The 20,585-nt window shown below is 43.7% G+C and carries 35 protein-coding genes; all 35 read right to left on the bottom strand.

Features of this window, described 5'->3' with window-relative positions; all coding sequences use genetic code 11:
• Window positions 1-31: 31 nt before the first annotated feature.
• The 35 genes from B0B12_RS12425 to fusA all read right to left on the bottom strand — a co-directional run bounded on the left by B0B12_RS12425 (window position 32) and on the right by fusA (window position 20,582).
• Window positions 32-598 (bottom strand): helix-turn-helix domain-containing protein, encoded by a 567-nt coding sequence (locus B0B12_RS12425; RefSeq protein ID WP_076669303.1) that lies wholly within the window; start codon window positions 596-598, stop codon window positions 32-34.
• A 168-nt stretch (window positions 599-766) separates the two neighbouring features.
• The gene (locus tag B0B12_RS12420; RefSeq protein ID WP_076669301.1) at window positions 767-1,066 is read right to left on the bottom strand and encodes an FtsB family cell division protein; all 300 of its coding nucleotides are present in this window, start codon (window positions 1,064-1,066) and stop codon (window positions 767-769) included.
• Window positions 1,067-1,167: 101 nt separating this feature from the next.
• Window positions 1,168-2,445: a phosphopyruvate hydratase gene (eno, locus tag B0B12_RS12415; RefSeq protein ID WP_076669299.1), complete on the bottom strand. Its 1,278-nt coding sequence runs from the start codon at window positions 2,443-2,445 to the stop codon at window positions 1,168-1,170.
• A 20-nt stretch (window positions 2,446-2,465) separates the two neighbouring features.
• A complete protein-coding gene (gene carA / locus B0B12_RS12410) occupies window positions 2,466-3,572 on the bottom strand; it encodes a glutamine-hydrolyzing carbamoyl-phosphate synthase small subunit (RefSeq protein ID WP_076669298.1) in 1,107 nt (368 codons plus the stop codon).
• Window positions 3,573-3,648: 76 nt separating this feature from the next.
• Window positions 3,649-4,161, bottom strand: coding sequence for a 50S ribosomal protein L17 (gene rplQ / locus B0B12_RS12405; RefSeq protein ID WP_076669297.1), 513 nt, complete (start codon window positions 4,159-4,161; stop codon window positions 3,649-3,651).
• Window positions 4,162-4,231: 70 nt separating this feature from the next.
• The gene (locus tag B0B12_RS12400; RefSeq protein WP_076669296.1) at window positions 4,232-5,221 is read right to left on the bottom strand and encodes a DNA-directed RNA polymerase subunit alpha; all 990 of its coding nucleotides are present in this window, start codon (window positions 5,219-5,221) and stop codon (window positions 4,232-4,234) included.
• 37 nt (window positions 5,222-5,258) lie between these two features.
• Window positions 5,259-5,864 (bottom strand): 30S ribosomal protein S4, encoded by a 606-nt coding sequence (rpsD, locus tag B0B12_RS12395; RefSeq protein WP_076669294.1) that lies wholly within the window; start codon window positions 5,862-5,864, stop codon window positions 5,259-5,261.
• 22 nt (window positions 5,865-5,886) lie between these two features.
• Complete coding sequence (gene rpsK / locus B0B12_RS12390; protein ID WP_018476863.1) at window positions 5,887-6,279, bottom strand: 30S ribosomal protein S11; 393 nt, start codon at window positions 6,277-6,279, stop codon at window positions 5,887-5,889.
• A 9-nt stretch (window positions 6,280-6,288) separates the two neighbouring features.
• Entirely contained in the window at window positions 6,289-6,666 is a 378-nt protein-coding gene (rpsM, locus tag B0B12_RS12385) for a 30S ribosomal protein S13 (RefSeq protein ID WP_076669293.1), read from the bottom strand.
• Between the two features lie 9 nt (window positions 6,667-6,675).
• The gene (gene rpmJ, locus B0B12_RS12380) at window positions 6,676-6,792 is read right to left on the bottom strand and encodes a 50S ribosomal protein L36 (RefSeq protein WP_045688470.1); all 117 of its coding nucleotides are present in this window, start codon (window positions 6,790-6,792) and stop codon (window positions 6,676-6,678) included.
• Window positions 6,793-6,797: 5 nt separating this feature from the next.
• On the bottom strand, window positions 6,798-7,016 hold the full coding sequence (gene infA / locus B0B12_RS12375) for a translation initiation factor IF-1 (RefSeq protein ID WP_018476861.1): 219 nt from the start codon (window positions 7,014-7,016) through the stop codon (window positions 6,798-6,800).
• Window positions 7,017-7,790: a type I methionyl aminopeptidase gene (gene map / locus B0B12_RS12370; RefSeq protein WP_076669292.1), complete on the bottom strand. Its 774-nt coding sequence runs from the start codon at window positions 7,788-7,790 to the stop codon at window positions 7,017-7,019.
• Between the two features lie 3 nt (window positions 7,791-7,793).
• The gene (gene secY / locus B0B12_RS12365; protein ID WP_076669291.1) at window positions 7,794-9,110 is read right to left on the bottom strand and encodes a preprotein translocase subunit SecY; all 1,317 of its coding nucleotides are present in this window, start codon (window positions 9,108-9,110) and stop codon (window positions 7,794-7,796) included.
• A 5-nt stretch (window positions 9,111-9,115) separates the two neighbouring features.
• The gene (rplO, locus tag B0B12_RS12360; RefSeq protein ID WP_076669290.1) at window positions 9,116-9,562 is read right to left on the bottom strand and encodes a 50S ribosomal protein L15; all 447 of its coding nucleotides are present in this window, start codon (window positions 9,560-9,562) and stop codon (window positions 9,116-9,118) included.
• Window position 9,563: 1 nt separating this feature from the next.
• Entirely contained in the window at window positions 9,564-9,743 is a 180-nt protein-coding gene (gene rpmD / locus B0B12_RS12355) for a 50S ribosomal protein L30 (protein ID WP_076669288.1), read from the bottom strand.
• 5 nt (window positions 9,744-9,748) lie between these two features.
• Window positions 9,749-10,267 (bottom strand): 30S ribosomal protein S5, encoded by a 519-nt coding sequence (gene rpsE / locus B0B12_RS12350; protein ID WP_076669286.1) that lies wholly within the window; start codon window positions 10,265-10,267, stop codon window positions 9,749-9,751.
• 5 nt (window positions 10,268-10,272) lie between these two features.
• Entirely contained in the window at window positions 10,273-10,623 is a 351-nt protein-coding gene (gene rplR, locus B0B12_RS12345) for a 50S ribosomal protein L18 (protein ID WP_076669284.1), read from the bottom strand.
• Window positions 10,624-10,631: 8 nt separating this feature from the next.
• On the bottom strand, window positions 10,632-11,186 hold the full coding sequence (gene rplF / locus B0B12_RS12340) for a 50S ribosomal protein L6 (protein WP_076669282.1): 555 nt from the start codon (window positions 11,184-11,186) through the stop codon (window positions 10,632-10,634).
• Between the two features lie 14 nt (window positions 11,187-11,200).
• Window positions 11,201-11,599, bottom strand: coding sequence for a 30S ribosomal protein S8 (rpsH, locus tag B0B12_RS12335; protein ID WP_076669279.1), 399 nt, complete (start codon window positions 11,597-11,599; stop codon window positions 11,201-11,203).
• A gap of 89 nt (window positions 11,600-11,688) precedes the next feature.
• Window positions 11,689-11,958: a 30S ribosomal protein S14 gene (gene rpsN, locus B0B12_RS12330; protein WP_007654283.1), complete on the bottom strand. Its 270-nt coding sequence runs from the start codon at window positions 11,956-11,958 to the stop codon at window positions 11,689-11,691.
• Window positions 11,959-11,963: 5 nt separating this feature from the next.
• Window positions 11,964-12,518, bottom strand: coding sequence for a 50S ribosomal protein L5 (gene rplE / locus B0B12_RS12325; RefSeq protein ID WP_076669277.1), 555 nt, complete (start codon window positions 12,516-12,518; stop codon window positions 11,964-11,966).
• A 1-nt stretch (window position 12,519) separates the two neighbouring features.
• Entirely contained in the window at window positions 12,520-12,843 is a 324-nt protein-coding gene (gene rplX, locus B0B12_RS12320; protein ID WP_076669275.1) for a 50S ribosomal protein L24, read from the bottom strand.
• Window positions 12,844-12,863: 20 nt separating this feature from the next.
• Entirely contained in the window at window positions 12,864-13,232 is a 369-nt protein-coding gene (gene rplN, locus B0B12_RS12315) for a 50S ribosomal protein L14 (protein ID WP_076420876.1), read from the bottom strand.
• A gap of 1 nt (window position 13,233) precedes the next feature.
• A complete protein-coding gene (gene rpsQ, locus B0B12_RS12310) occupies window positions 13,234-13,491 on the bottom strand; it encodes a 30S ribosomal protein S17 (protein WP_076669273.1) in 258 nt (85 codons plus the stop codon).
• A gap of 15 nt (window positions 13,492-13,506) precedes the next feature.
• A complete protein-coding gene (gene rpmC, locus B0B12_RS12305) occupies window positions 13,507-13,707 on the bottom strand; it encodes a 50S ribosomal protein L29 (RefSeq protein ID WP_076669271.1) in 201 nt (66 codons plus the stop codon).
• 3 nt (window positions 13,708-13,710) lie between these two features.
• Complete coding sequence (gene rplP, locus B0B12_RS12300) at window positions 13,711-14,133, bottom strand: 50S ribosomal protein L16 (protein ID WP_076669269.1); 423 nt, start codon at window positions 14,131-14,133, stop codon at window positions 13,711-13,713.
• Window positions 14,134-14,163: 30 nt separating this feature from the next.
• Window positions 14,164-14,937: a 30S ribosomal protein S3 gene (rpsC, locus tag B0B12_RS12295; RefSeq protein WP_076669267.1), complete on the bottom strand. Its 774-nt coding sequence runs from the start codon at window positions 14,935-14,937 to the stop codon at window positions 14,164-14,166.
• 4 nt (window positions 14,938-14,941) lie between these two features.
• On the bottom strand, window positions 14,942-15,337 hold the full coding sequence (gene rplV / locus B0B12_RS12290) for a 50S ribosomal protein L22 (RefSeq protein ID WP_076669265.1): 396 nt from the start codon (window positions 15,335-15,337) through the stop codon (window positions 14,942-14,944).
• Window positions 15,337-15,615 (bottom strand): 30S ribosomal protein S19, encoded by a 279-nt coding sequence (gene rpsS, locus B0B12_RS12285; protein ID WP_076669263.1) that lies wholly within the window; start codon window positions 15,613-15,615, stop codon window positions 15,337-15,339. Before rpsS ends, rplV begins: the two co-directional genes overlap by 1 nt.
• A gap of 3 nt (window positions 15,616-15,618) precedes the next feature.
• Window positions 15,619-16,443, bottom strand: a complete 825-nt coding sequence (gene rplB, locus B0B12_RS12280) for a 50S ribosomal protein L2 (protein ID WP_076669261.1) — start codon at window positions 16,441-16,443, stop codon at window positions 15,619-15,621.
• 10 nt (window positions 16,444-16,453) lie between these two features.
• Complete coding sequence (gene rplW, locus B0B12_RS12275) at window positions 16,454-16,738, bottom strand: 50S ribosomal protein L23 (protein ID WP_007654304.1); 285 nt, start codon at window positions 16,736-16,738, stop codon at window positions 16,454-16,456.
• 3 nt (window positions 16,739-16,741) lie between these two features.
• Window positions 16,742-17,368: a 50S ribosomal protein L4 gene (gene rplD / locus B0B12_RS12270; protein ID WP_076669258.1), complete on the bottom strand. Its 627-nt coding sequence runs from the start codon at window positions 17,366-17,368 to the stop codon at window positions 16,742-16,744.
• Window position 17,369: 1 nt separating this feature from the next.
• Complete coding sequence (rplC, locus tag B0B12_RS12265) at window positions 17,370-17,987, bottom strand: 50S ribosomal protein L3 (protein ID WP_076669256.1); 618 nt, start codon at window positions 17,985-17,987, stop codon at window positions 17,370-17,372.
• Between the two features lie 174 nt (window positions 17,988-18,161).
• On the bottom strand, window positions 18,162-18,467 hold the full coding sequence (gene rpsJ, locus B0B12_RS12260) for a 30S ribosomal protein S10 (RefSeq protein ID WP_007654312.1): 306 nt from the start codon (window positions 18,465-18,467) through the stop codon (window positions 18,162-18,164).
• Between the two features lie 12 nt (window positions 18,468-18,479).
• Entirely contained in the window at window positions 18,480-20,582 is a 2,103-nt protein-coding gene (fusA, locus tag B0B12_RS12255; protein WP_076669254.1) for an elongation factor G, read from the bottom strand.
• Between the last annotated feature and the right edge of the window lie 3 nt (window positions 20,583-20,585).

Genomic DNA, 20,585 nt, shown 5'->3' with positions numbered 1-20,585 from the left:
GATAAGCTCGGTTTATACCTGAACGCCGGCCTTATACCTTTAAGATGGTGAACGAAACAGGATATGGATCGTGCGACGCGTCTTTGCTGACCAGCCAGCACACCCTGATGACGTAGAGGGCATTTAGGAAGTAGAGGATAAGATAGGCAACAAACACATACCATGAGCCCGGATAGTGCATGATCTTCATCCAAGCAAAAAGCATTACCAGCGGATAAGTGACCAATGACCAGGTAATTTGAAAATTCAACAGTCTGATGCCCTGTTCGTGTACATGGAACACTTTCTTTCTTTGCGTTATCCAGATTATAAGCGGGAAAACGAGATTGCCAAGTGGCATCAACAGATACGACAGCACCGACAGATGCATCAACAGCATCACACTTTTGTCGGGCTCCTTGCCGTAGTCGTATACCTCCTCTACGTCTGCACCCAGTGCCTGGCAGATGGATTTCAAGGTATAGCCGCGAGGTTCAGTCTCCCCTTTCTCGATCCGTTGCAAGGTACGCAGGCTTATACCTGCCATTTCTGAAAGCTCTTCCTGGCTCAGCCCTTTGCGCTTTCGTATCTCGAGAATTTTGTCTCCTAACTGCTTCATGGTGTTTTTAGGTTTGTTTCCCAATACTACAGTGAAAAAGCAATGCGGACTTGCGGTTTTCCTATGTCATTCTTACGACATTTATGACTTTCGGGCTCACAAGGGCTATAAATGCAGAAAGCTGTTTTGACAAACAGCTTTCTGCACATCCGTCGCCGGACCTATACCTTACTTTTCCTTTTTCGGCACAACGATAAACACATCCTCGCCCGGCCGCTTCATAAGGTATTTCTCGCGGGCAAATTTTTCGAGCAGCTCCGGGTTGCCCATCAGCTCCTCGCGGTCCTGCTGCACCTCGGCCATCTTCTCCAGGTAATACTCTTTGTCTTTCTCTTTATTCCGCAGCTCCTGGCTCATGCGGTACTGCGTGATAAAGTCGTTGGAATCGAAAAATAACATCCACACCAAGAACAGCATACCTGTGATGAAATAGAAACTGCGGAAGAATTTAGGTATACGTTGAAGCATATATAGTGAACTATAGATATTATTCTGAGGGCTTTATACAAAAATAAGGCTGTGAGTCATAAACCCACAGCCTTATGCCTAAAATATTTTCGGGATGTTCCTTAGAACTTCTTTCCAGGATAGTAAGCCACTTCACCCAATTCCTCCTCAATGCGGAGCAACTGGTTGTACTTTGCCATGCGGTCGGAGCGGGAAGCCGAACCTGTCTTGATCTGGCCTGTGTTAAGCGCCACGGCCAGGTCAGCGATCGTGTTGTCTTCCGTCTCGCCGGAGCGGTGCGACATCACGCTCTTATACCCGTGGCGCAGGCCCAGGTTAATCGCGTTGATCGTCTCGGTTAGCGTACCGATCTGGTTTACTTTGATCAGGATAGCGTTGCCCACCCCTTGGTCTATACCTTGCTGCAGACGGTTTACGTTGGTTACGAACAGGTCGTCTCCTACCAGCTGTACTTTATGGCCGATCGTCTCGGTCAGCTCTTTCCAGCCTTTCCAGTCGTCCTCGTCCATACCGTCTTCAATCGACGCGATCGGGTATTTCTCCGTCCACTCTTTCCAGTAGCTCACCATTTCAGAAGAGGTCAGCTTGTCGCCGGTTGACTTCTTGAAGGTATAGAGACCGGTAGACTTGTCGTAGAACTCAGAGCTGGCCGCGTCCATGGCAATCATCATGTCGTCGCCCGGTTTGTAGCCAGCTGCCTCGATGGCCTGCAGTACTACCTCGATCGCCTCTACGTTAGAAGCAATGTTCGGCGCAAAGCCGCCCTCGTCGCCTACGTTCGTAGAAAGACCTTTCTTTTTCAGCACATTCTTCAGGTGATGGAACACCTCAGAGCCCACACGCAACGCTTCCGAGAATGAAGGCGCACCCACAGGCATAATCATAAACTCCTGGAAGTCGATGGCATTATCCGCATGGCTGCCACCGTTCAGGATGTTCATCATCGGCACAGGCAGTGTGTTGGCATTCACGCCACCCACGTAGCGGTACAGCGGCATACCCAGTTCCTGCGCAGCAGCACGCGCGATCGCCAAAGAAACACCCAGGATAGCGTTAGCGCCCAGGTTGCCTTTGTTCTCTGTGCCATCCAGCTCGATCATGATCTTGTCGAGCAGGTTCTGCTCAAACACCGGAAATCCGACAAGCTCTTCAGCTATTTTCTCATTTACATTCTGAACGGCCTGCTGTACACCTTTGCCCATGTATCTGCCTTTATCGCCGTCACGAAGTTCTACGGCTTCGTGCACACCTGTGGAAGCGCCAGAAGGAACAGCAGCGCGGCCCAGAACGCCGTTCTCTGTAAACACATCCACTTCCACTGTCGGGTTGCCTCTTGAATCAAAGATCTGGCGGGCTTTAATATCTGTAATTAAGCTCATCGGTTTGTTTTTATATAGTTTTACTTGTTTTGCTCTAACAGGGCGATAAAATCGTCGAACAGGTATACTGAGTCGTGCGGGCCTGGAGAAGACTCCGGGTGATACTGTACCGAGAACGCCGGCTTCGACTTCATGCGTATACCTTCCACGGTGTTATCATTCAGGTTGATGTGCGTCACTTCTACGTCCGGGTGATTCTTCAGTTGCTCAGCATCCACCACAAAACCATGGTTTTGTGACGTGATCTCACTCAGCCCGGTAATCAGGTTTTTAACGGGGTGGTTAAGGCCTCTGTGCCCATTGTGCATTTTGTATGTGGAAATGCCATTGGCCTGCGCCAGCATCTGATGCCCCATGCAAATACCGAACATCGGTCTGCTATTATCCAGTATCTGCTTAACGCTGTTGATAGGAGTTGTCATCACGGCAGGGTCGCCAGGGCCATTCGAAATAAAATAGCCGTCCGGGCCCCATTTCTCCATTTCTTCAAATGGCGTATCGTACGGGAACACCTTCACTTCGCAGCCTCGCGCCACCAGGTTGTTCAGACTGTTTCGTTTCACACCAAGATCCAGCACGGCGACTTTGTACTTCACCTCTGCAGGTCGCATATGGTACTCCTCACGCGTGCTCACATGTGACGAAAGCTCCAACCCATCCATAGAAGGCACCTCAGCCAGTTTGCGCTTCAACTCTGATACATCTGTAGTTTCAGACGATATAATGGCGTTCATGGCACCCTTATCACGAATATGTCGTACCAGGGCACGCGTATCAATCTCACAGATACCAACTACGCCTGCCTTTTCGAAATAGTCCTGCAATGAACCTTCTGCTTGCTTGCGGGAAAAGAAGTGAGAGAATTCTTTACAAACGAGACCATTGATCTGCACTTTGTCTGACTCTACCTCGTCGGACTGCACACCATAATTACCTATGTGAGAAAATGTAGTGACAACTAACTGACCATAGTAAGACGGATCGGTAAAAATTTCCTGGTAGCCCGTCATACCTGTGTTAAAGCATAACTCACCACCTTTCGTACCAATGCGCCCCAGGCTTTTGCCTGTGAATACAGTACCATCTTGCAATAAAAGAATAGCTTCGGAAGTTGTGTGTTTCTTCATCTTGAAAATTTAATACAATAATAAAAAAGGGACACGACTTACGTCATGCCCCTTTAGAATATTTCACAAATGAAGCTTATTCAGCATCTTTTGTTTCTTCTTTAGTGCCCTCTGCTTCTGGAGTTACAGGAGTTGAAGCCTCAGTAGACTCCGTACCTTTTTTCTTAGAAGAAGAACGACGACGAGTTTTCTTAGCACCACCGGCAGTACCAGTTGTAGTCAGCATATCCTCGTTGTAGTCAACAAGCTCGATCACACACATTTCTGCGTTGTCACCAAGTCTGTAACCAGTCTTCAGGATACGAGTGTAACCACCAGGTCTGTTAGCGATCTTTACAGATACTTCGTCAAATAGCTCTTTCACAGACTCCTTGTCTTGCAGGTAAGCAAAAACAGTTCTTCTGGAGTGAGTTGTGTCGTTTTTAGATTTTGTCAGTAGAGGCTCCACATACTTGCGCAGTGCTTTCGCTTTGGCTACTGTAGTAGAAAGACGCTTGTGCAGGATAAGCGAAGCTGCCATGTTAGACAACATTGCTTTGCGGTGCGAAGCGGTTCTTCCTAAGTGATTTACTTTTTTACCGTGTCTCATTATTTTGAATTGTGCACGTGCATACCGTCGATCAACCCACCCGGGGATCGGGAATTATGCCGTAGATTGATTAATCTTCTTCTAATTTATACTTAGAAAGGTCCATGCCAAAAGTCAGGCCTTTCTCTTGCACTAGGTTCTCAAGCTCTGTCAAAGACTTCTTACCGAAGTTACGGAACTTCATCATGTCAGAGATGTCAAGCTGCACCAGGTCACCGAGCGTTTTAATGTCGGCAGCCTTCAAGCAGTTGTAAGCTCTAACAGAGAGATCCATATCCTGAAGTGAAGTCTTCAGTACTTTGCGCATGTGCAGCAATTCTTCGTCTACCGCTTCTTCCTCTTCAGGCTTGGCAGTTTCAAAAGTCATGGTGTTGTCAGAGAAGAGCATGAAATGCTGGATCAAAATGTTCGCAGCACCTTTCAGGGCATCTTCCGGATGAATAGAACCGTCCGTCTGTATGTCAAGCACTAGCTTTTCATAGTCAGTCTTCTGCTCAACACGCGTGTTCTCTACACTGAACTTAACATTCTTGATAGGCGTGAAGATGGCGTCGATCGGAATAAGGCCAAACACCTGGTCCGCTGGCTTGTTTTCTTCAGCAGGTACGTAGCCACGTCCTTTTTGAATAGTCAGCTCAACTTCCAGTGTCATGTTCTTATCCAGGTTGCAAATAACCAGCTCAGGGTTCAATACCTCGAAGCTTGTAGAAAATTTGCTGATGTCGCCAGCTAAAAACTTATCCTGACCTGAAATAGATACCGTGATTTTATCATCGATCACTTCACTGATTTTCTTGAAGCGAACCATTTTCAGGTTGAGGATAATATCAGATACATCCTCCACTACGCCTTCAACAGACGAGAACTCATGCAGTACACCAGGTATGCGAACGCTAGTAATTGCGTATCCTTCCAGAGAAGAAAGCAAAATTCTTCGCAGAGCATTACCGATGGTTACTCCGTAACCTTTTTCAAGCGGCTTGAATTCAAATAGACCATGAAAGTCGTCGGCTTTTTCCATCACAACTTTCTCTGGCATTTGAAATGCTAATATTGACATACTTGCAGTGTTAAAGGTTAAAATTTGATTAAGCGGATTACTTAGAGTAGAACTCGACGATCAGCTGCTCCTGAATTTTCTCAGGGATCTGGTCGCGCTGTGGCGCAGACACAAATTTACCAACCATCTCAGCTCCATCCCACTCTAACCAGCTGAAAGCACGCGCATTGCGAACGCTCAGGCTAGTAGTAATTGCCTCTAGAGATTTAGACTTCTCTCTAACAGCTACCGTATCACCAACTTTTAAGCTATACGAAGGTATGTTAACAATCTCACCATTAACAGTGATGTGCTTGTGCAGTACTAACTGACGGGCAGCTCTTCTTGTAGGAGCGATGCCAAGTCTGTAAACCGTATTGTCAAGTCTAGACTCCAGCAGGGTCAGGAATTGCTCACCAGTTACACCGCCTTTACGGGCAGCTTTTTCGAACAGGTTAGCAAACTGCTTCTCCAGCATGCCGTAGATGAACTTTGCTTTTTGCTTTTCTGTCAGCTGAAGCGCATATTCTGATTGCTTCTTACGGCGACCACGACCGTGCTGTCCTGGAGGATAGCTTTTCTTTTTTAATGCTTTGCTTGGGCCAAAAATCTCCTCGTTAAACTTTCTGGAGATTTTGCTTTTAGGACCAGTATATCTTGCCATTGTATTTAATCTGAATTACTAATTAAACTCTTCTGCGTTTAGGAGGACGACATCCGTTGTGAGGAAGTGGCGTAACATCCTTAATAGTTGTTACTTCAATGCCAGTGTTCTGTACAGTACGGATGGCGGACTCTCTACCTGCACCAGGACCTTTAACGAAAACCTCAGCTTTGCGCATACCCAGGTCATAAGCAACCTTGGCGCAATCTGAAGCTGCCATTTGTGCAGCGTAAGGAGTGTTCTTTTTAGAACCTTTAAAACCCATTTTACCAGCAGAAGCCCAAGAGATAACTTGTCCTGCGTTATTGGTTACTGAGATAATGATATTGTTGAAAGAAGCTTTGATGTGTACCTGGCCTGTTGATTCAACAACTACAACACGCTTCTTAGCTTTGTCTTTTCTTTTCTGAGCCATGATCAAAAATTATTTAGAAGCTTTCTTCTTGTTTGCTACTGTCTTACGCTTACCCTTTCTTGTGCGCGAGTTATTTTTCGTGCGCTGACCACGTACAGGTAGACCTTTACGGTGTCTCAAACCACGGTAGCAGCCAATATCAAGAAGACGCTTAATATGCAATTGCACTTCTGATCTCAGAACACCTTCGGTTTTGATTTCAGCTGCAATGATATTTCTGATCTCATTAGCCTCATCTTCGGTCCAGTCTTTCACCTTTTTGTCAAGATCCACCCCGGCTTTGTTTAGGATTTGCACAGAGAGATTACGACCTATACCAAAAATGTAAGTCAAAGAGATCTCTCCTCTTTTGTTGTCCGGAATATCAACTCCTGCTATTCTTGCCATAATTAATAATTATCCTTGTCTTTGTTTATATCTTGGATTCTTTTTGTTGATAACGTAGAGCTTACCCTTGCGACGGATAATCTTACAGTCAACACTTCTCTTTTTTACTGATGCTTTGACTTTCATTGTAGTTATTTATAACGATAAACAATTCTTCCTTTAGTTAAATCATAGGGTGACATCTCCAACTTAACGCGGTCACCTGGTAAAATCTTAATGTAATTCATTCTCATTTTACCTGAGATATGCGCTACTACCTGATGACCATTTTCTAACTCTACCCGGAACATTGCATTTGATAATGCTTCGATGATAGTACCGTCTTGCTCGATAGAGGACTGCTTCGCCATTTATTGTTGTTTAGCTTTATCTATGTATTCAAAAGTTGTTAATACTTCTGCTTTGTTATTTCTTACAACCACTGTGTGTTCAAAATGTGCAGAAGGTTTATTGTCACGGGTACGGATGGTCCAGCCGTCCTCCTCCTGTATGATATACCTTGTTCCAAGATTCACCATGGGTTCAATCGCAAGTACTAACCCATTCTGAAGCTTCATTCCCTGGCCACGTTTACCGTAGTTAGGGACTTCTGGAGATTCATGCAGATTACGACCAATGCCGTGACCTACTAATTCTCGGACCACACCATACTTAGAAGCTTCTGCGTGCGTTTGTATAGCATGGCTAATATCACCAAGCCTGTTACCTACAACTGCTTTTTCAATTCCCTTGTAAAGCGATTCTTTGGTAACCTCTAACAGCTGAGCTACTTCTCCCGAAATATTTCCAACTGCATGGGTATAGGCACAGTCACTATGAAATCCTTTGTAGTAAACTCCACCATCAACAGAAATTACGTCTCCATCGTTCAAAACGTAATTGCTTGGCATCCCATGCACTACAGTAGAATTTACCGAGATACAAAGGCTAAAAGGAAAGCCATTGTAGTTTTTAAAAGATGGGACAGCGCCATGATCTCTTATGTACTCTTCAGCTCTTTTATCCAGTGTGAGGGTGGACACCCCTTCTTTTATAAGAAGAGCTATTTCGCCATGTGCTTTACTTAATATTAAAGCACTCTGGCGAATTAGCTCTATTTCTTCTTCAGTCTTGTAAAAAACCATTTATTAGGATACCATGGCAATATTCTCTGTTCTGCCTCTTAGCTTTCCAGATTTCATCATGCCATCATAATGACGCATTAATAAATAACTTTCAATTTGCTTCAGTGTGTCAAGTACCACACCCACCATAATGATGAGGGATGTACCACCATAGAACTGAGCGAACTCTCTAGTTACTCCGAACAGCATAGCGATAGCAGGGAAAATTGCAACGAGCGCCAGGTAAATAGCACCAGGAAGCGTGATCTTTGTAAGGATATTATCGATATACTCAGATGTCGCACGACCTGGCTTAACACCTGGCACAAAACCTCCACTACGCTTCAGATCATCAGCTATCTGATTTGGGTTAACTGTGATTGCCGTGTAGAAATAAGTAAAAATCAGGATCATTAGACCAAACACCACATTGTACTGCCAGGACGTAAAGTCTGAAAAGGTAGCACCTATGTAACTCGCTGTCTCGCTTGAGTCCGCCCAGATTGAAGCAATCATAGAAGGCAGGAACATAAGGGATTGAGCAAAAATGATTGGCATCACACCTGCAGCATTCACCTTAAGCGGGATAAATTGACGTTGACCACTGTAAAGGGAACTGCCTCCTACTTGCTTAGCATACTGCACCGGAATTCTTCTGACAGCCTGCGTTAACATAACAACAGACATTACAACGAAGAATAGAATAATCAGCTCAAACATGAATAACAAAGCACCATTCAGTTCTTTTGACAAGGCTTCAGCAACAATGGCTCCAGGGAAACGGGAGATAATACCAATCATGATAAGCATTGATATACCGTTACCAATTCCCTTGTCCGTGATTCTTTCACCAAGCCACATACAGAAGATGGTGCCTGATGTCAGTACAATCATTGAACTGATTGTAAACAGCGTTGTATTAACCACAATGGCCTCACTATTGATGGTGGCTACAAAGCCAACCGCCTGAGCAAGTGTAATAATAATAGTTAGAACTCGGGTGATTTGGTTGATTTTCTTTCTACCAGACTCACCCTCCTTCTGCATTTTTTGGAAATAAGGAACAGCGATAGTAAGTAGCTGCAATACGATAGAAGCCGAAATGTATGGCATGATACCTAACGCAAAGATGGAAGCATTGCTAAATGCCCCACCTAAGAATGTATCTAACAAACCGAATATACCTTCGGTGTTAGACGTTAGTCGGTTAGGATCTATACCAGGCAAAACAACATAAGAACCTAATCTGAAAATAGCTATAAAACCTAAGGTGTTGAGTATACGTACCCTTAGATCATTAATAGCAAAAATGTTCTTAATTGTTGTTATAAACTTCTTCATAAAAATTAAAGGGCTACTGTTTTACCGCCTGCTTTTTCGATGGATGAAATGGCAGTCTGAGAAAAAGCATGAGCGTGTACTTCTACAGCTTTAGTAATCTCTCCTCTACCTAAGATCTTAACTTTGTCATTCTTGGACACAAGACCATGCGCCTTGAAGAAATCAAAGTTAAAAACTTTTTCATTAGTATCTGCAGCCAATGACTCCAGAACATCTAAATTAATTCCTTTATACTCTACTCGGTTGAAGTTTTTGAAACCAAACTTAGGAACACGTCTCTGAAGTGGCATCTGGCCGCCTTCGAAACCAGACTTCTGCGAGTAGCCTGAACGAGACTTGGCACCTTTGTGACCTCTTGTAGAAGTTCCACCTCTACCTGAGCCAGTTCCTCTGCCTATTCTCTTTCTGGCCTTAACAGACCCTTCTGCAGGTTTTAATGAATTCAAATACATATTAAATGTCCTTTACTTCTACTAAATTGTGAACCTTGTTAATCATACCAGCAATCTGAGGCGTTTTCTCAACAGTTACTGATTTATTGATCTTACCAAGACCTAAAGCTTTAATTGTAAGCTTCTGGTTTTTTGGTCTGTCAATAATGCTTTTAACTTGTGTGATTGTTACTTTAGCCATCTCAATTAACCGTTAAATACTTTCTGCAAATTAACACCACGCTGCTGAGCTACGGCCAAAGGATCACGCATTTTTGCAAGCGCGTCGAAAGTTGCCTTTACCACGTTGTGTGGGTTAGAAGAACCTTTAGACTTACAAAGTACGTCCTTAATGCCAGCACTTTCAAGCACAGCACGCATTGCACCACCGGCAATAACACCAGTACCAGGAGCAGCAGGCTTCACGAGCACAAAACCTCCTGAGTACTTGCCTTCCATAGCATGTGGTACAGTGTGATGATAAAGAGGAACCTTCACCAGGTTTTTCTTAGCATCATCGATACCTTTCGCAATAGCGTCAGTTACTTCATTTGCTTTTCCAAGGCCGTATCCAACCACACCGTTACCATCGCCTACAACAACGATGGCGGCAAAGCTAAATCTTCTACCACCTTTTACAACTTTGGCTACACGGTTGATCGCTACTACTCTTTCTTTCAGTTCGATCTCGCTAGCCTTTACACTACGAATATTATTTTTCAACATAATTCTTAGAATTTTAGGCCTGCCTCGCGAGCGCCTTCAGCCAATGATTTTACGTTACCATGGTAAAGGTATCCAGAACGGTCGAAAACCACCTGAGAGATACCCATCTCGAGAGCTTTTGCTCCTATTTCTTTTCCAACCTGATTGGACACTGAAATATTAGCGTTGGTTACACCATCAAGCTTCGTAGAAGAGGCAGCCGCCAAAGTTTTTCCTGTAGTGTCATCGATCAACTGCGCATAGATAGCTTTGTTGCTTCTAAAAACAGATAATCTCGGTCTGGCAGAAGTACCAGAAATCTTGTTTCTGATACTTCTCTTAATTCTAAGTCTTCTTGATACTTTATTAACAGACATGATGATGATTATTTAGATGCTGTCTTACCAGCTTTTCTTCTTACAACTTCACCCACGAAGCGAATACCTTTACCTTTGTAAGGCTCAACTTTGCGAAGTGCTCTGATTTTAGCAGCTACTTGACCAAGCAGTTGCTTGTCATTGCTCTCAAGCGTAATAACAGGTGCTTTACCTTTTTCAGTTACAGCTGATGCTGTTACCTCTGCAGGCATAGCCATAAAGATATTGTGGGAGTATCCCAAAGCAAGCTCTATAACGTTACCTTGTACGGTGGCCTTGTAACCTACACCTACTAACTCAAGCTGCTCTTTATAACCTTCACTTACACCAACAACCATGTTGTTGATCAGTGAACGGTAAAGACCATGCATGGCTTTATGACGTTTTTGCTCAGTTGGACGCTCAACCAAAATTTGGTTATCTTCCTGCTTTACAATCATGTCTTTATCTACCGGAGTTGTAAGCGTGCCTTTAGGGCCTTTTACAGTAATAACGTTATCTTTTGCAACAGCAAACTCAACGTTATTTGGCAGGGTGATTGGCAATTTTCCTATACGTGACATTGTCTATCCTCCTATTAGTAAACGTAACACAATACCTCACCACCTACATTCAGTGACTTGGCCTCTTTTTCAGTCATTACACCTTTGGAAGTTGACAGGATAGCAATACCCAACCCGTTCAGAACGCGTGGCAAGTTGTCATTTCCGGTATACTTGCGAAGCCCTGGCTTACTAATCCTCTCAAGTTTCACAATAGCAGATTGCTTAGTGGTAGGATTGTATTTCAGAGCGATCTTGATAGTACCTTGTACTGAAGCATCATCAAATTTGTAGCTTTGAATATAGCCTTTGTCGTACAATACTTTTGTAATCTCTTTCTTGATATTGCTAGATGGTATTTCAACTACTCTGTGGTTTGCCTTGATGGCATTACGCACTCTAGTTAAATAATCTGCTATTGGATCTGAGTTCATTATGAATCACTTAAATCTTGAACGCTTTTTCTAAGCGAGCGGCAAAGATAAGAATATCTTTTCGTCTTTCTTAATATGTTAAGAAAAAATTACCAGCTCGATTTTGTTACACCAGGAATTTTACCCATAACAGCCAGTTCTCTGAACACTACACGTGAGATACCGAATTTTCTCATGTAACCACGTGGTCTTCCAGACAGCTTGCAACGGTTATGTAACCTTACTGGAGATGAATTCTTAGGAAGCTTGTCAAGTCCTTCGTAATCTCCTTTAGCTTTTAGTTCAGCACGCTTCGCAGCGTACTTAGCAACTAACTTCTGTCTTTTAAGCTCTCTCGCTTTTACTGCTTCTTTAGCCATTTTTCTTATTTCTTAATATTAGTGAAAGGCATACCAAACGCTTTAAGCAATTCGTAGCTCTCCTCATCTGTCTGAGCAGTTGTTACGAAGGTGATATCCATACCACTAATGGCCTTAATTTTATCAATGCTGATCTCAGGGAAGATGATCTGCTCTTTTACACCAAGTGTATAATTACCGCGACCATCAAATCCTTTATCATTCACACCTCTGAAGTCACGTACACGTGGAAGCGCGATTGTCAAAAGACGATCCATGAACTCGTACATGCGCTGACCTCTCAGTGTCACGCGAGCACCGATTGGCATTCCTTCACGAAGTTTGAAGTTCGATACTGATTTCTTAGCGATTGTAGCAACAGCTTTCTGACCAGAAATGATAGTAAGCTCTTCTACACCAATGTCAACCAGTTTCTTGTCAGCTACAGCAGCACCGATACCTTTGTTGATAGAGATCTTCGTGATCTTAGGCACCTGCATCACGTTCTTGTACTGGAACTTCTCTTTCAGAGCAGGTACTACCTCCTTCTGATATTTTTCTTTAAATCTTGCAGTTGCCATATTAGATTACTTCTCCTGATTTTTTAGAATAACGCTCTGTTTTACCTTCGCTGTTTTTTCTTCTGCCAACCTTAATAGTTTCACCTGATTTAGAATCTACTAAAGCTACGTTGCTGGCATGAATAGGAGCTTCCATTTTAGAGATACCACCTTGAGGGTTTTTGGCGCTTGGCTTAGCGTGCTTCGTCACCATGTTAATACCCTCTACAGTTACTCTTTGCTTCTCAATGTTAACAGCTGTAATGCGGCCTGTCTTTCCGCGGTCGTCACCGGCAATCACTTTTACTGTATCGCCAGTTTTTACATGAAGTTTTTTCTTATTCATCTTGATGTCTGAATTAATGATTAAAGAACTTCAGGTGCCAACGAAACAATTTTCATGAATTGCTTTTCACGAAGCTCACGCGCAACTGGTCCGAAAATACGAGTTCCACGTGGCTCGTTGTTAGCGTTCAGAAGAACAGCGGCGTTGTCGTCGAAACGGATATAAGAACCGTCTTTTCTTCTGATCTCTTTCTTTGTTCTTACAATAACTGCCTTTGAAACAGTTCCCTTCTTAACGTTACCAGAAGAAAGGGCTGACTTTACAGTTACAACGATTCTATCACCGATAGAAGCGTATTTCTTTCCTGTACCACCTAGAACACGGATGCAAAGAACCTCTTTTGCTCCACTGTTGTCGGCTACGTTCAATCTTGATTCCTGCTGTATCATCTTATTTCGCCCTTTCTATAATTTCTACTAAACGCCAGTTCTTGTGCTTGCTTAGAGGACGTGTTTCCTGAATGCGAACAGTGTCTCCAATGTTGCACTCGTTTTTCTCGTCATGAGCCATGAATTTGGTGGACTTGCTAACGAACTTACCGTAGATCGGGTGTTTCATTCTGCTTTCCACTAATACAGTGATAGACTTGTCCATCTTGTTGCTAACAACCTTACCACTTCTTTCTTTTCTAAGATTTCTCTCTTCCATGATTTCTATTAAGTATTAAGAGTTAGCTTCAATTTCACGGCGACGAATCTCGGTATTCAAACGAGCGATAGATTTCTTCGTCTCACGGATTTTCATCGGATTTTCCAACGGAGAGATAGCATGTGCGAAACGTAGGTTCTGCATGGTTGTTTGCTCCGTATTAAGCTTCTCTTTCAGCTCTTCTAAAGACAAAGCTTTAATCTCTGAATTTTTCATATACTATTTCTCAACGTAATCTCTACGTACTACAAACTTTGTTTTAACTGGTAGCTTCTGAGCAGCAAGTCTCAATGACTCTTGAGCTACATCCAGAGGCACCCCATCAGATTCGAACATGATGGTACCTGGCTTAACAACGGCTACCCAATACTCAGGAGAACCTTTACCCTTACCCATACGAACCTCTGCAGGCTTCTTCGTAACTGGTTTGTCAGGGAAAATACGAATCCATACCTGACCCTCACGTTTCATTGCTCTTGTCATGGCGATACGAGCAGCCTCAATCTGGCGGCTTGTGATCCATGATGCTTCAAGAGATTTGATGGCAAAAGAACCAAATGAAATAGTACTGCCTCTATGAGCCAGACCTTTCACGCGGCCTTTTTGCATTTTTCTATATTTAGTCCTTTTAGGCTGTAACATTTTCTAAAACTTAATAATGTTATCAATCAATTATTGACGACGCTTACGTGGCTTAGCAGCTCCGTCCGTTTTCTTACGGTCGCCACGCTCGCCACCACGGCTTCTTCTGTCACCACTTCCACTTTGTGCACCAGGGCCACCTTTGGTCTCAAGGCCGGCGTTTGGAGTAAGATCTTTCTTACCGTAAACCTCACCTTTGAAGATCCATACTTTGATCCCAAGTTTGCCATACACAGTCTGTGCTTCAGACAGGGCATAGTCGATATCAGCACGAAGTGTGTGCAGAGGAGTTCTTCCTTCTTTGTAGTGCTCAGTACGGGCCATTTCAGCACCGCCTAAACGACCTGAAACCTGAACCTTAATACCTTCAGCACCTACACGCAGCGCAGAAGCAATAGCCTGCTTCATAGCACGACGGAAAGAGATACGCGCCTGTAACTGCTGAGCGATTGATTCGCCTACCAGTTTGGCATCAAGCTCTGGACGCTTAATTTCAAAGATGTTGATTTGAACATCCTTGTTAGTAAGCTTCTTAAGCTCTTCCTTGATCTTATCTACTTCCTGTCCACCTTTACCGATTACAACACCTGGACGGGCTGTGTTAACAGTGATGGTAATGCGCTTAAGGGTTCTCTCAATAATTATTTTAGAAATGCCACCTTTAGGGATACGCGCTAAAATATATTTTCTGATTTTCTCGTCTTCAACCAGCTTCTCAGCGAAATCTTTGCCACCATACCAGTTAGAATCCCAACCTTTGATAACTCCTAGGCGAAAACCGATCGGATTTACTTTCTGTCCCATATTCTTACTTATTGGCTTTTTTAGATTTCTTTGTTTGCTGTTGCTCGAGTTGCTCTTCAGTCATACTGTCAATCACGAGCGTCACGTGATTAGATCTTTTTCTGATGCGGTATCCACGTCCCTGTGGAGCCGGGCGAAGGCGCTTCAGCATTTTGCCTTCGTCTACAAAGATCTCTTTGATGAAGAGGTTAGCATCCTCGATGCGGGAATCTTCGTTCTTCTGTTGCCAGTTTGCCAAGGCAGATAAAAGAAGTTTTTCGATTCTGGCAGCACCTGAGTTTGCCTCGAATTTCAATAAGCCGAGGGCTTTATTTACGCTTTTACCGCGTACCAAACCTGCTACTAATCGCATTTTGCGAGGAGAAGTAGGCACGTTCTTTAGTTTCGCTACTGCTTCCATTATCGCTTACCTTTATCTTTTTTAGCTACGTGACCTCTGAAGTTTCTAGTTGGAGCAAACTCACCGAGTTTGTGTCCCACCATGTTCTCAGTCACATACACTGGAATGAACTTGTTACCGTTATGAACTGCAAATGTATGTCCAACGAAATCCGGAGAAATCATGGATCTGCGTGACCAAGTCTTGATAACATTCTTCTTACCAGACTCGTTCATCACATCTACTTTCTTCTCGAGCCTATAGTCAATATAAGGCCCTTTTTTTAATGATCTAGCCATTTACTATTTCTTTCCTCTATTAACTATAAGTTTCTCAGAATGCTTCTTCTTGCTGCGAGTCTTCAGACCTTTAGCCAGTAAGCCTTTGCGTGAACGTGGGTGACCACCTGAAGACTTACCTTCACCACCACCCATAGGGTGATCGACAGGGTTCATCGCTACACCACGTACTCTTGGACGCTTACCCAACCATCTGTTACGACCAGCTTTACCAATCTTCACGTTCATATGGTCTGAATTCGAAACTGCACCTACAGTTGCGAAGCAGTTTACCAGCACCATTCTGAGTTCACCTGATGGTAGTTTAATTGTTGCATAACGAGACTCTCTTGCTACTAGCTGTGCGTAAGAACCCGCACTTCTTGCAAGAGTAGCGCCTTGGCCAGGCTGCAACTCGATGTTATGCACGATAGTACCTAGTGGAATATCAGATAATGGCAGGCAGTTGCCTACTTCAGGAGCTACACCAGGACCAGAAACTAGCACTGTTCCTACCTGTATGCCAGATGGAGCAATGATATAGCTCTTCTCACCATCTGCATAGTAAAGCAGGGCGATGCGCGCTGTTCTGTTTGGATCGTACTCAATAGTCTTCACGGTAGCCGGTACGCCGTACTTCGTACGCTTGAAGTCTATCACTCTGTACTTTTGCTTATGACCACCGCCCAAATAGCGCATAGTCATTTTACCTGAGTTATTGCGTCCACCAGATTTTTTACTCGGTGCCAACAAAGATTTCTCTGGAGTAGCTGTCGTGATCTCATCGAACGCCGGCGCTACGCGGAATCTTTGACCTGGTGTTGTTGGTCTTAACTTCTTTAAAGCCATTGTTATTTAATTAAATGCTGCTGTAAAAGTCTATCACTTCGCCCTCTTTCAAGGTAACGATTGCTTTTTTCTTAGAAGACGTACGGCCAGTCACAGCACCAGACTTGGTGTATTTGCTTTTAACTTTGCCTTGCGTTTTCATGGTAGCTACCTTTTCAACAGTAACACCATAAAGTTTCTCAACTGCCTTCTTGATTTCAACTTTGTTGGCTTTGATGTTCACCTCGAAAGCATACTTTCCAACCTCGTTCATGGCAGCGAATTTTTCCGTCAGAAGCGGTTTTTTCAGTATCATATATTATGCGCTTAGGAGGTTTTCAATAACGTTAACTGAATCTTCAACCAGCAGCACACGGTCCGTATTCAACAGATCGTATGTATTTAAATCGCTAGCTGTAGAAATTTTCACCTTGTTCAGGTTGCGGCCAGAAAGAACAACATTCTTATCAACTGCAGGTAACACGAGCAATGTCTTGCCTTCCACCTTCAGGTTGCTTAGGATATTCTTGAACTCTTTGGTCTTAGGAGCTTCAAATGTGAAAGACTCTAAAAGAGAAACCTTGTTGTCTTTTGCTAATAATGAAAGCGCAGACACACGAGCTACTTCTTTTAGCTTTTTGTTCAGTTTAAAGCTGTAGTTTCTTGGCTTTGGACCAAATACTCTACCACCACCTACAAAAAGAGGAGCTTTCAAGCTACCTGCACGAGCACCACCAGTTCCTTTTTGCTTTTTGATCTTTTTGGTAGATCCAGCAACTTCGTTTCTTTCTTTGGACTTGTGCGTTCCCTGTCTCTGATTAGCCAGGTACTGCTTCACGTCAAGATACATTGCATGCTCGTTTGGTGTAGCACCAAACACAGCATCAGAAAGTGTCACCTTTCTACCTGTATCCTCACCTTTAATATTCAATACAGAAAGCTCCATTTTATTTCTCAATTAACACGTAAGAATTCTTGGCACCTGGAACAGAGCCACTAACTACTAACAGATTTTTGTCTGCAATAACACGCACTACCGTCAGGTTTTGGATTTTCACTCGGTTGCCACCCATACGGCCGGCCATGCGCATACCTTTAAATACTCTTGATGGCCAAGAGCATGCACCAATTGAACCAGGGTGTCTTGCTCTGTTGTGCTGACCGTGTGTCTGTCCACCAACACCGGCAAAGTTGTGGCGTTTTACAACACCTTGGAAACCTTTACCTTTTGATGTACCTACTACGTCAACAAACTCTCCTTCTTCGAATAGATTCACGTCAACTGTATCTCCCAGATTCAGTGACACACCTTCTACATCGAATTCAGCAACTTTTTTCTTAGCTGACGTATTAGCTTTTTTGTAGTGACCAGCTTCTGCTTTCGTTACTCTCTTAAGCTTTTTGTCGCCATAGCCAAGCTGTACAGCTGCGTAGCCATCAGTCTCAACCGTCTTCACCTGAGTAACTACACATGGGCCTGCTTGGATAAGCGTAACTGGTGTGTATTTACCATCTGTTGTGAAGAGGCTTGTCATTCCGATTTTTTTACCGATAATTCCAGGCATTCAACTTGTTTTTTAAAAGATGGATATAATAATTTTAGCCCTCAGCTTTTGCTAAGGGAGTGCAAAGTTAATGAATTTTAAAATTCTTTAACAACATTTGTCTAAAATATTATTAATCAGCACATAAAAAAAGAGAACCCGAGGGTTCTCTTTTCGTTAGCATGTGCGATCTTATCAAACTTTGATCTCAACATCTACACCACTTGGAAGCTCAAGCTTCATCAGGGCGTCAACTGTTTTAGAGCTAGTTGAGTAGATATCCACCAGTCGCTTATAGGTGCAAAGCTGGAACTGCTCTCTTGATTTTTTGTTAACGTGTGGTGAACGTAGTACTGTGAACTTATCCTTCTCTGTTGGAAGAGGAATAGGACCGCTTACGATTGCGCCAGTAGCCTTTACAGCCTTTACAATCTTCTCGGAAGATTTGTCTACCAGGTTGTGGTCGTAAGACTTAAGTTTAATTCTAATTTTCTGATTCATTATCTTTTACTACTATTTAGCTGCAGTTCCTTTTAATTTAGCAATGATGCCATCGGCCAGGTTTTGTGGTACTTGCTCGTAGTGTGAGAAAGTAAGCGAAGCAGTCGCTCTACCTGAAGTAATGGTACGAAGGTCAGTTACATAACCGAACAGCTCAGAAAGCGGAACGTCAGCCTTAACTACAGTTGAAGTTCCTTTTGTATCCATACCTTTCATGATACCTCTTCTTCTGTTCAAGTCACCTGTTACAGGGCCAGTGTACTCATCAGGAGTAACCACGTCTACTGCCATGATTGGCTCTAGCAATTTCGGTGCACACTGCTTACCTGCTTCTTTAAAGCCCTGACGTGCTGCCAGTTCAAAAGAAAGTGAGTCAGAGTCAACGTCGTGGAATGAACCGTGAAATAGACGAACTTTCATAGAGTCGATAGGGAAGCCGGCCAAAATACCGTTCTTCATCGCTTCTTCGAAACCTTTCTGAATTGCCGGGATGAATTCTCTTGGAATCACACCACCTACAATTGCGTTTTCGAATTCCAGTCCCTGCTTGCCATCTTCACGTGGTCCCATTGTGAACACGATGTCGGCAAACTTACCACGACCACCAGACTGCTTCTTGAACACTTCTCTGTGTTCAACAGACTTCGTGATAGTCTCTTTGTATGCTACCTGTGGAGCACCCTGGTTCAGTTCAACTTTGAACTCACGCTTCATACGGTCGATGATGATTTCCAGGTGAAGCTCACCCATACCTCTCAGGATCGTCTGACCAGTTTCCTCGTCCGTATTAACCTGCAGTGTTGGATCCTCTTCCACAAGCTTAGCAATCGCCATACCCATCTTGTCAGAGTCAGCCTGTGTTTTAGGCTCAATCGCATAACCGATTACTGGCTCAGGGAATTCCATTGACTCAAGAACGATTTTAGCTTCTTGAGCACACAATGTATCACCTGTTTTAATGTCTTTAAAACCTACTACCGCTGCGATGTCACCTGCCTGCAATTTATCAATCTGGTTCTGCTTGTTAGCGTGCATCTGGAAGATTCGAGAGATACGCTCCTTGTTGCCTGAACGAGAGTTGAAGATGTAAGAGCCAGACTCAAGCACGCCTGAGTAAGCACGCACAAAGCAAAGACGACCTACATATGGGTCTGTAGCGATTTTGAAGGCAAGGCCTGCAAATGGATCTGTTTCAGATGGTTTTCTTGCTACTTCTTCGCCTGTATCAGGGTTTGTGCCGATAATGCTTTCTTTATCTACTGGAGATGGAAGCAATGCCATCACGTAATCCAACATTGTCTGAACACCTTTGTTTTTGAAAGATGAACCGCACAGCATTGGTACGATAGCCATGTCAATCGTAGCGGCACGAAGAGCATTCAGAATCTCAGCTTCTGTAATTGAGTTTGGATCTTCGAAGTATTTCTCCATCAAAGACTCATCGTACTCAGCTACGGCTTCCAACAGTTTCTCTCTGTATTCTTCTGCTTCTTCCATCATATCGTCTGGAATTGGAACTTCTGTAAAGGTCATACCTTTATCTTCCGTGTTCCAAACAATACCTCTGAAGTTTACCAAGTCAACTACACCTTTGAAGTTGTCCTCAGCACCGATTGGCAACTGAAGTGCTACAGCATTGCTACCCAGCATTTCTTTTACCTGCTTACAAACAGCCAGGAAGTCAGCACCCGAACGGTCCATCTTGTTAACGAAACCAAGACGAGCTACTTTATAGTTGTCAGCAAGTCTCCAGTTAGTCTCTGACTGAGGCTCTACACCGTCAACTGCACTGAAAAGGAATACCAAGCCATCAAGAACACGCAGAGAACGGTTTACTTCAACAGTAAAGTCCACGTGACCTGGTGTATCGATGATGTTGATATGATAATCGTTACCTCTGTATGGCCAGTTTACAGTAACGGCTGCAGACGTAATTGTGATGCCACGCTCTTGCTCCTGCTCCATCCAGTCAGTAGTAGCACCACCTTCGTGCACTTCTCCTAATTTGTGCGACTTACCTGTATAGTACAGGATACGCTCTGTTGTTGTGGTTTTACCCGCGTCGATGTGAGCGGCAATACCAATATTTCTTGTGTATTTTAGGTCTCTTGCCATCGA

This window comes from Pontibacter indicus (genome assembly GCF_900156345.1).
Lineage (GTDB): Bacteria > Bacteroidota > Bacteroidia > Cytophagales > Hymenobacteraceae > Pontibacter > Pontibacter indicus.
This window is presented reverse-complemented; position numbering and strand designations above follow the sequence as displayed.

Bases quoted from the DNA above. Each gene is read 5' to 3' on its own strand.
- B0B12_RS12425 (WP_076669303.1), bottom strand. From the start codon at position 598: ATGAAGCAGTTAGGAGACAAAATTCTCGAGATACGAAAGCGCAAAGGG.
- B0B12_RS12420 (WP_076669301.1), bottom strand. From the start codon at position 1,066: ATGCTTCAACGTATACCTAAATTCTTCCGCAGTTTCTATTTCATCACA.
- eno (WP_076669299.1), bottom strand. From the start codon at position 2,445: ATGAGCTTAATTACAGATATTAAAGCCCGCCAGATCTTTGATTCAAGA.
- carA (WP_076669298.1), bottom strand. From the start codon at position 3,572: ATGAAGAAACACACAACTTCCGAAGCTATTCTTTTATTGCAAGATGGT.
- rplQ (WP_076669297.1), bottom strand. From the start codon at position 4,161: ATGAGACACGGTAAAAAAGTAAATCACTTAGGAAGAACCGCTTCGCAC.
- B0B12_RS12400 (WP_076669296.1), bottom strand. From the start codon at position 5,221: ATGTCAATATTAGCATTTCAAATGCCAGAGAAAGTTGTGATGGAAAAA.
- rpsD (WP_076669294.1), bottom strand. From the start codon at position 5,864: ATGGCAAGATATACTGGTCCTAAAAGCAAAATCTCCAGAAAGTTTAAC.
- rpsK (WP_018476863.1), bottom strand. From the start codon at position 6,279: ATGGCTCAGAAAAGAAAAGACAAAGCTAAGAAGCGTGTTGTAGTTGTT.
- rpsM (WP_076669293.1), bottom strand. From the start codon at position 6,666: ATGGCAAGAATAGCAGGAGTTGATATTCCGGACAACAAAAGAGGAGAG.
- rpmJ (WP_045688470.1), bottom strand. From the start codon at position 6,792: ATGAAAGTCAAAGCATCAGTAAAAAAGAGAAGTGTTGACTGTAAGATT.
- infA (WP_018476861.1), bottom strand. From the start codon at position 7,016: ATGGCGAAGCAGTCCTCTATCGAGCAAGACGGTACTATCATCGAAGCA.
- map (WP_076669292.1), bottom strand. From the start codon at position 7,790: ATGGTTTTTTACAAGACTGAAGAAGAAATAGAGCTAATTCGCCAGAGT.
- secY (WP_076669291.1), bottom strand. From the start codon at position 9,110: ATGAAGAAGTTTATAACAACAATTAAGAACATTTTTGCTATTAATGAT.
- rplO (WP_076669290.1), bottom strand. From the start codon at position 9,562: ATGTATTTGAATTCATTAAAACCTGCAGAAGGGTCTGTTAAGGCCAGA.
- rpmD (WP_076669288.1), bottom strand. From the start codon at position 9,743: ATGGCTAAAGTAACAATCACACAAGTTAAAAGCATTATTGACAGACCA.
- rpsE (WP_076669286.1), bottom strand. From the start codon at position 10,267: ATGTTGAAAAATAATATTCGTAGTGTAAAGGCTAGCGAGATCGAACTG.
- rplR (WP_076669284.1), bottom strand. From the start codon at position 10,623: ATGTCTGTTAATAAAGTATCAAGAAGACTTAGAATTAAGAGAAGTATC.
- rplF (WP_076669282.1), bottom strand. From the start codon at position 11,186: ATGTCACGTATAGGAAAATTGCCAATCACCCTGCCAAATAACGTTGAG.
- rpsH (WP_076669279.1), bottom strand. From the start codon at position 11,599: ATGAACTCAGATCCAATAGCAGATTATTTAACTAGAGTGCGTAATGCC.
- rpsN (WP_007654283.1), bottom strand. From the start codon at position 11,958: ATGGCTAAAGAAGCAGTAAAAGCGAGAGAGCTTAAAAGACAGAAGTTA.
- rplE (WP_076669277.1), bottom strand. From the start codon at position 12,518: ATGGCAACTGCAAGATTTAAAGAAAAATATCAGAAGGAGGTAGTACCT.
- rplX (WP_076669275.1), bottom strand. From the start codon at position 12,843: ATGAATAAGAAAAAACTTCATGTAAAAACTGGCGATACAGTAAAAGTG.
- rplN (WP_076420876.1), bottom strand. From the start codon at position 13,232: ATGATACAGCAGGAATCAAGATTGAACGTAGCCGACAACAGTGGAGCA.
- rpsQ (WP_076669273.1), bottom strand. From the start codon at position 13,491: ATGGAAGAGAGAAATCTTAGAAAAGAAAGAAGTGGTAAGGTTGTTAGC.
- rpmC (WP_076669271.1), bottom strand. From the start codon at position 13,707: ATGAAAAATTCAGAGATTAAAGCTTTGTCTTTAGAAGAGCTGAAAGAG.
- rplP (WP_076669269.1), bottom strand. From the start codon at position 14,133: ATGTTACAGCCTAAAAGGACTAAATATAGAAAAATGCAAAAAGGCCGC.
- rpsC (WP_076669267.1), bottom strand. From the start codon at position 14,937: ATGGGACAGAAAGTAAATCCGATCGGTTTTCGCCTAGGAGTTATCAAA.
- rplV (WP_076669265.1), bottom strand. From the start codon at position 15,337: ATGGAAGCAGTAGCGAAACTAAAGAACGTGCCTACTTCTCCTCGCAAA.
- rpsS (WP_076669263.1), bottom strand. From the start codon at position 15,615: ATGGCTAGATCATTAAAAAAAGGGCCTTATATTGACTATAGGCTCGAG.
- rplB (WP_076669261.1), bottom strand. From the start codon at position 16,443: ATGGCTTTAAAGAAGTTAAGACCAACAACACCAGGTCAAAGATTCCGC.
- rplW (WP_007654304.1), bottom strand. From the start codon at position 16,738: ATGATACTGAAAAAACCGCTTCTGACGGAAAAATTCGCTGCCATGAAC.
- rplD (WP_076669258.1), bottom strand. From the start codon at position 17,368: ATGGAGCTTTCTGTATTGAATATTAAAGGTGAGGATACAGGTAGAAAG.
- rplC (WP_076669256.1), bottom strand. From the start codon at position 17,987: ATGCCTGGAATTATCGGTAAAAAAATCGGAATGACAAGCCTCTTCACA.
- rpsJ (WP_007654312.1), bottom strand. From the start codon at position 18,467: ATGAATCAGAAAATTAGAATTAAACTTAAGTCTTACGACCACAACCTG.
- fusA (WP_076669254.1), bottom strand. From the start codon at position 20,582: ATGGCAAGAGACCTAAAATACACAAGAAATATTGGTATTGCCGCTCAC.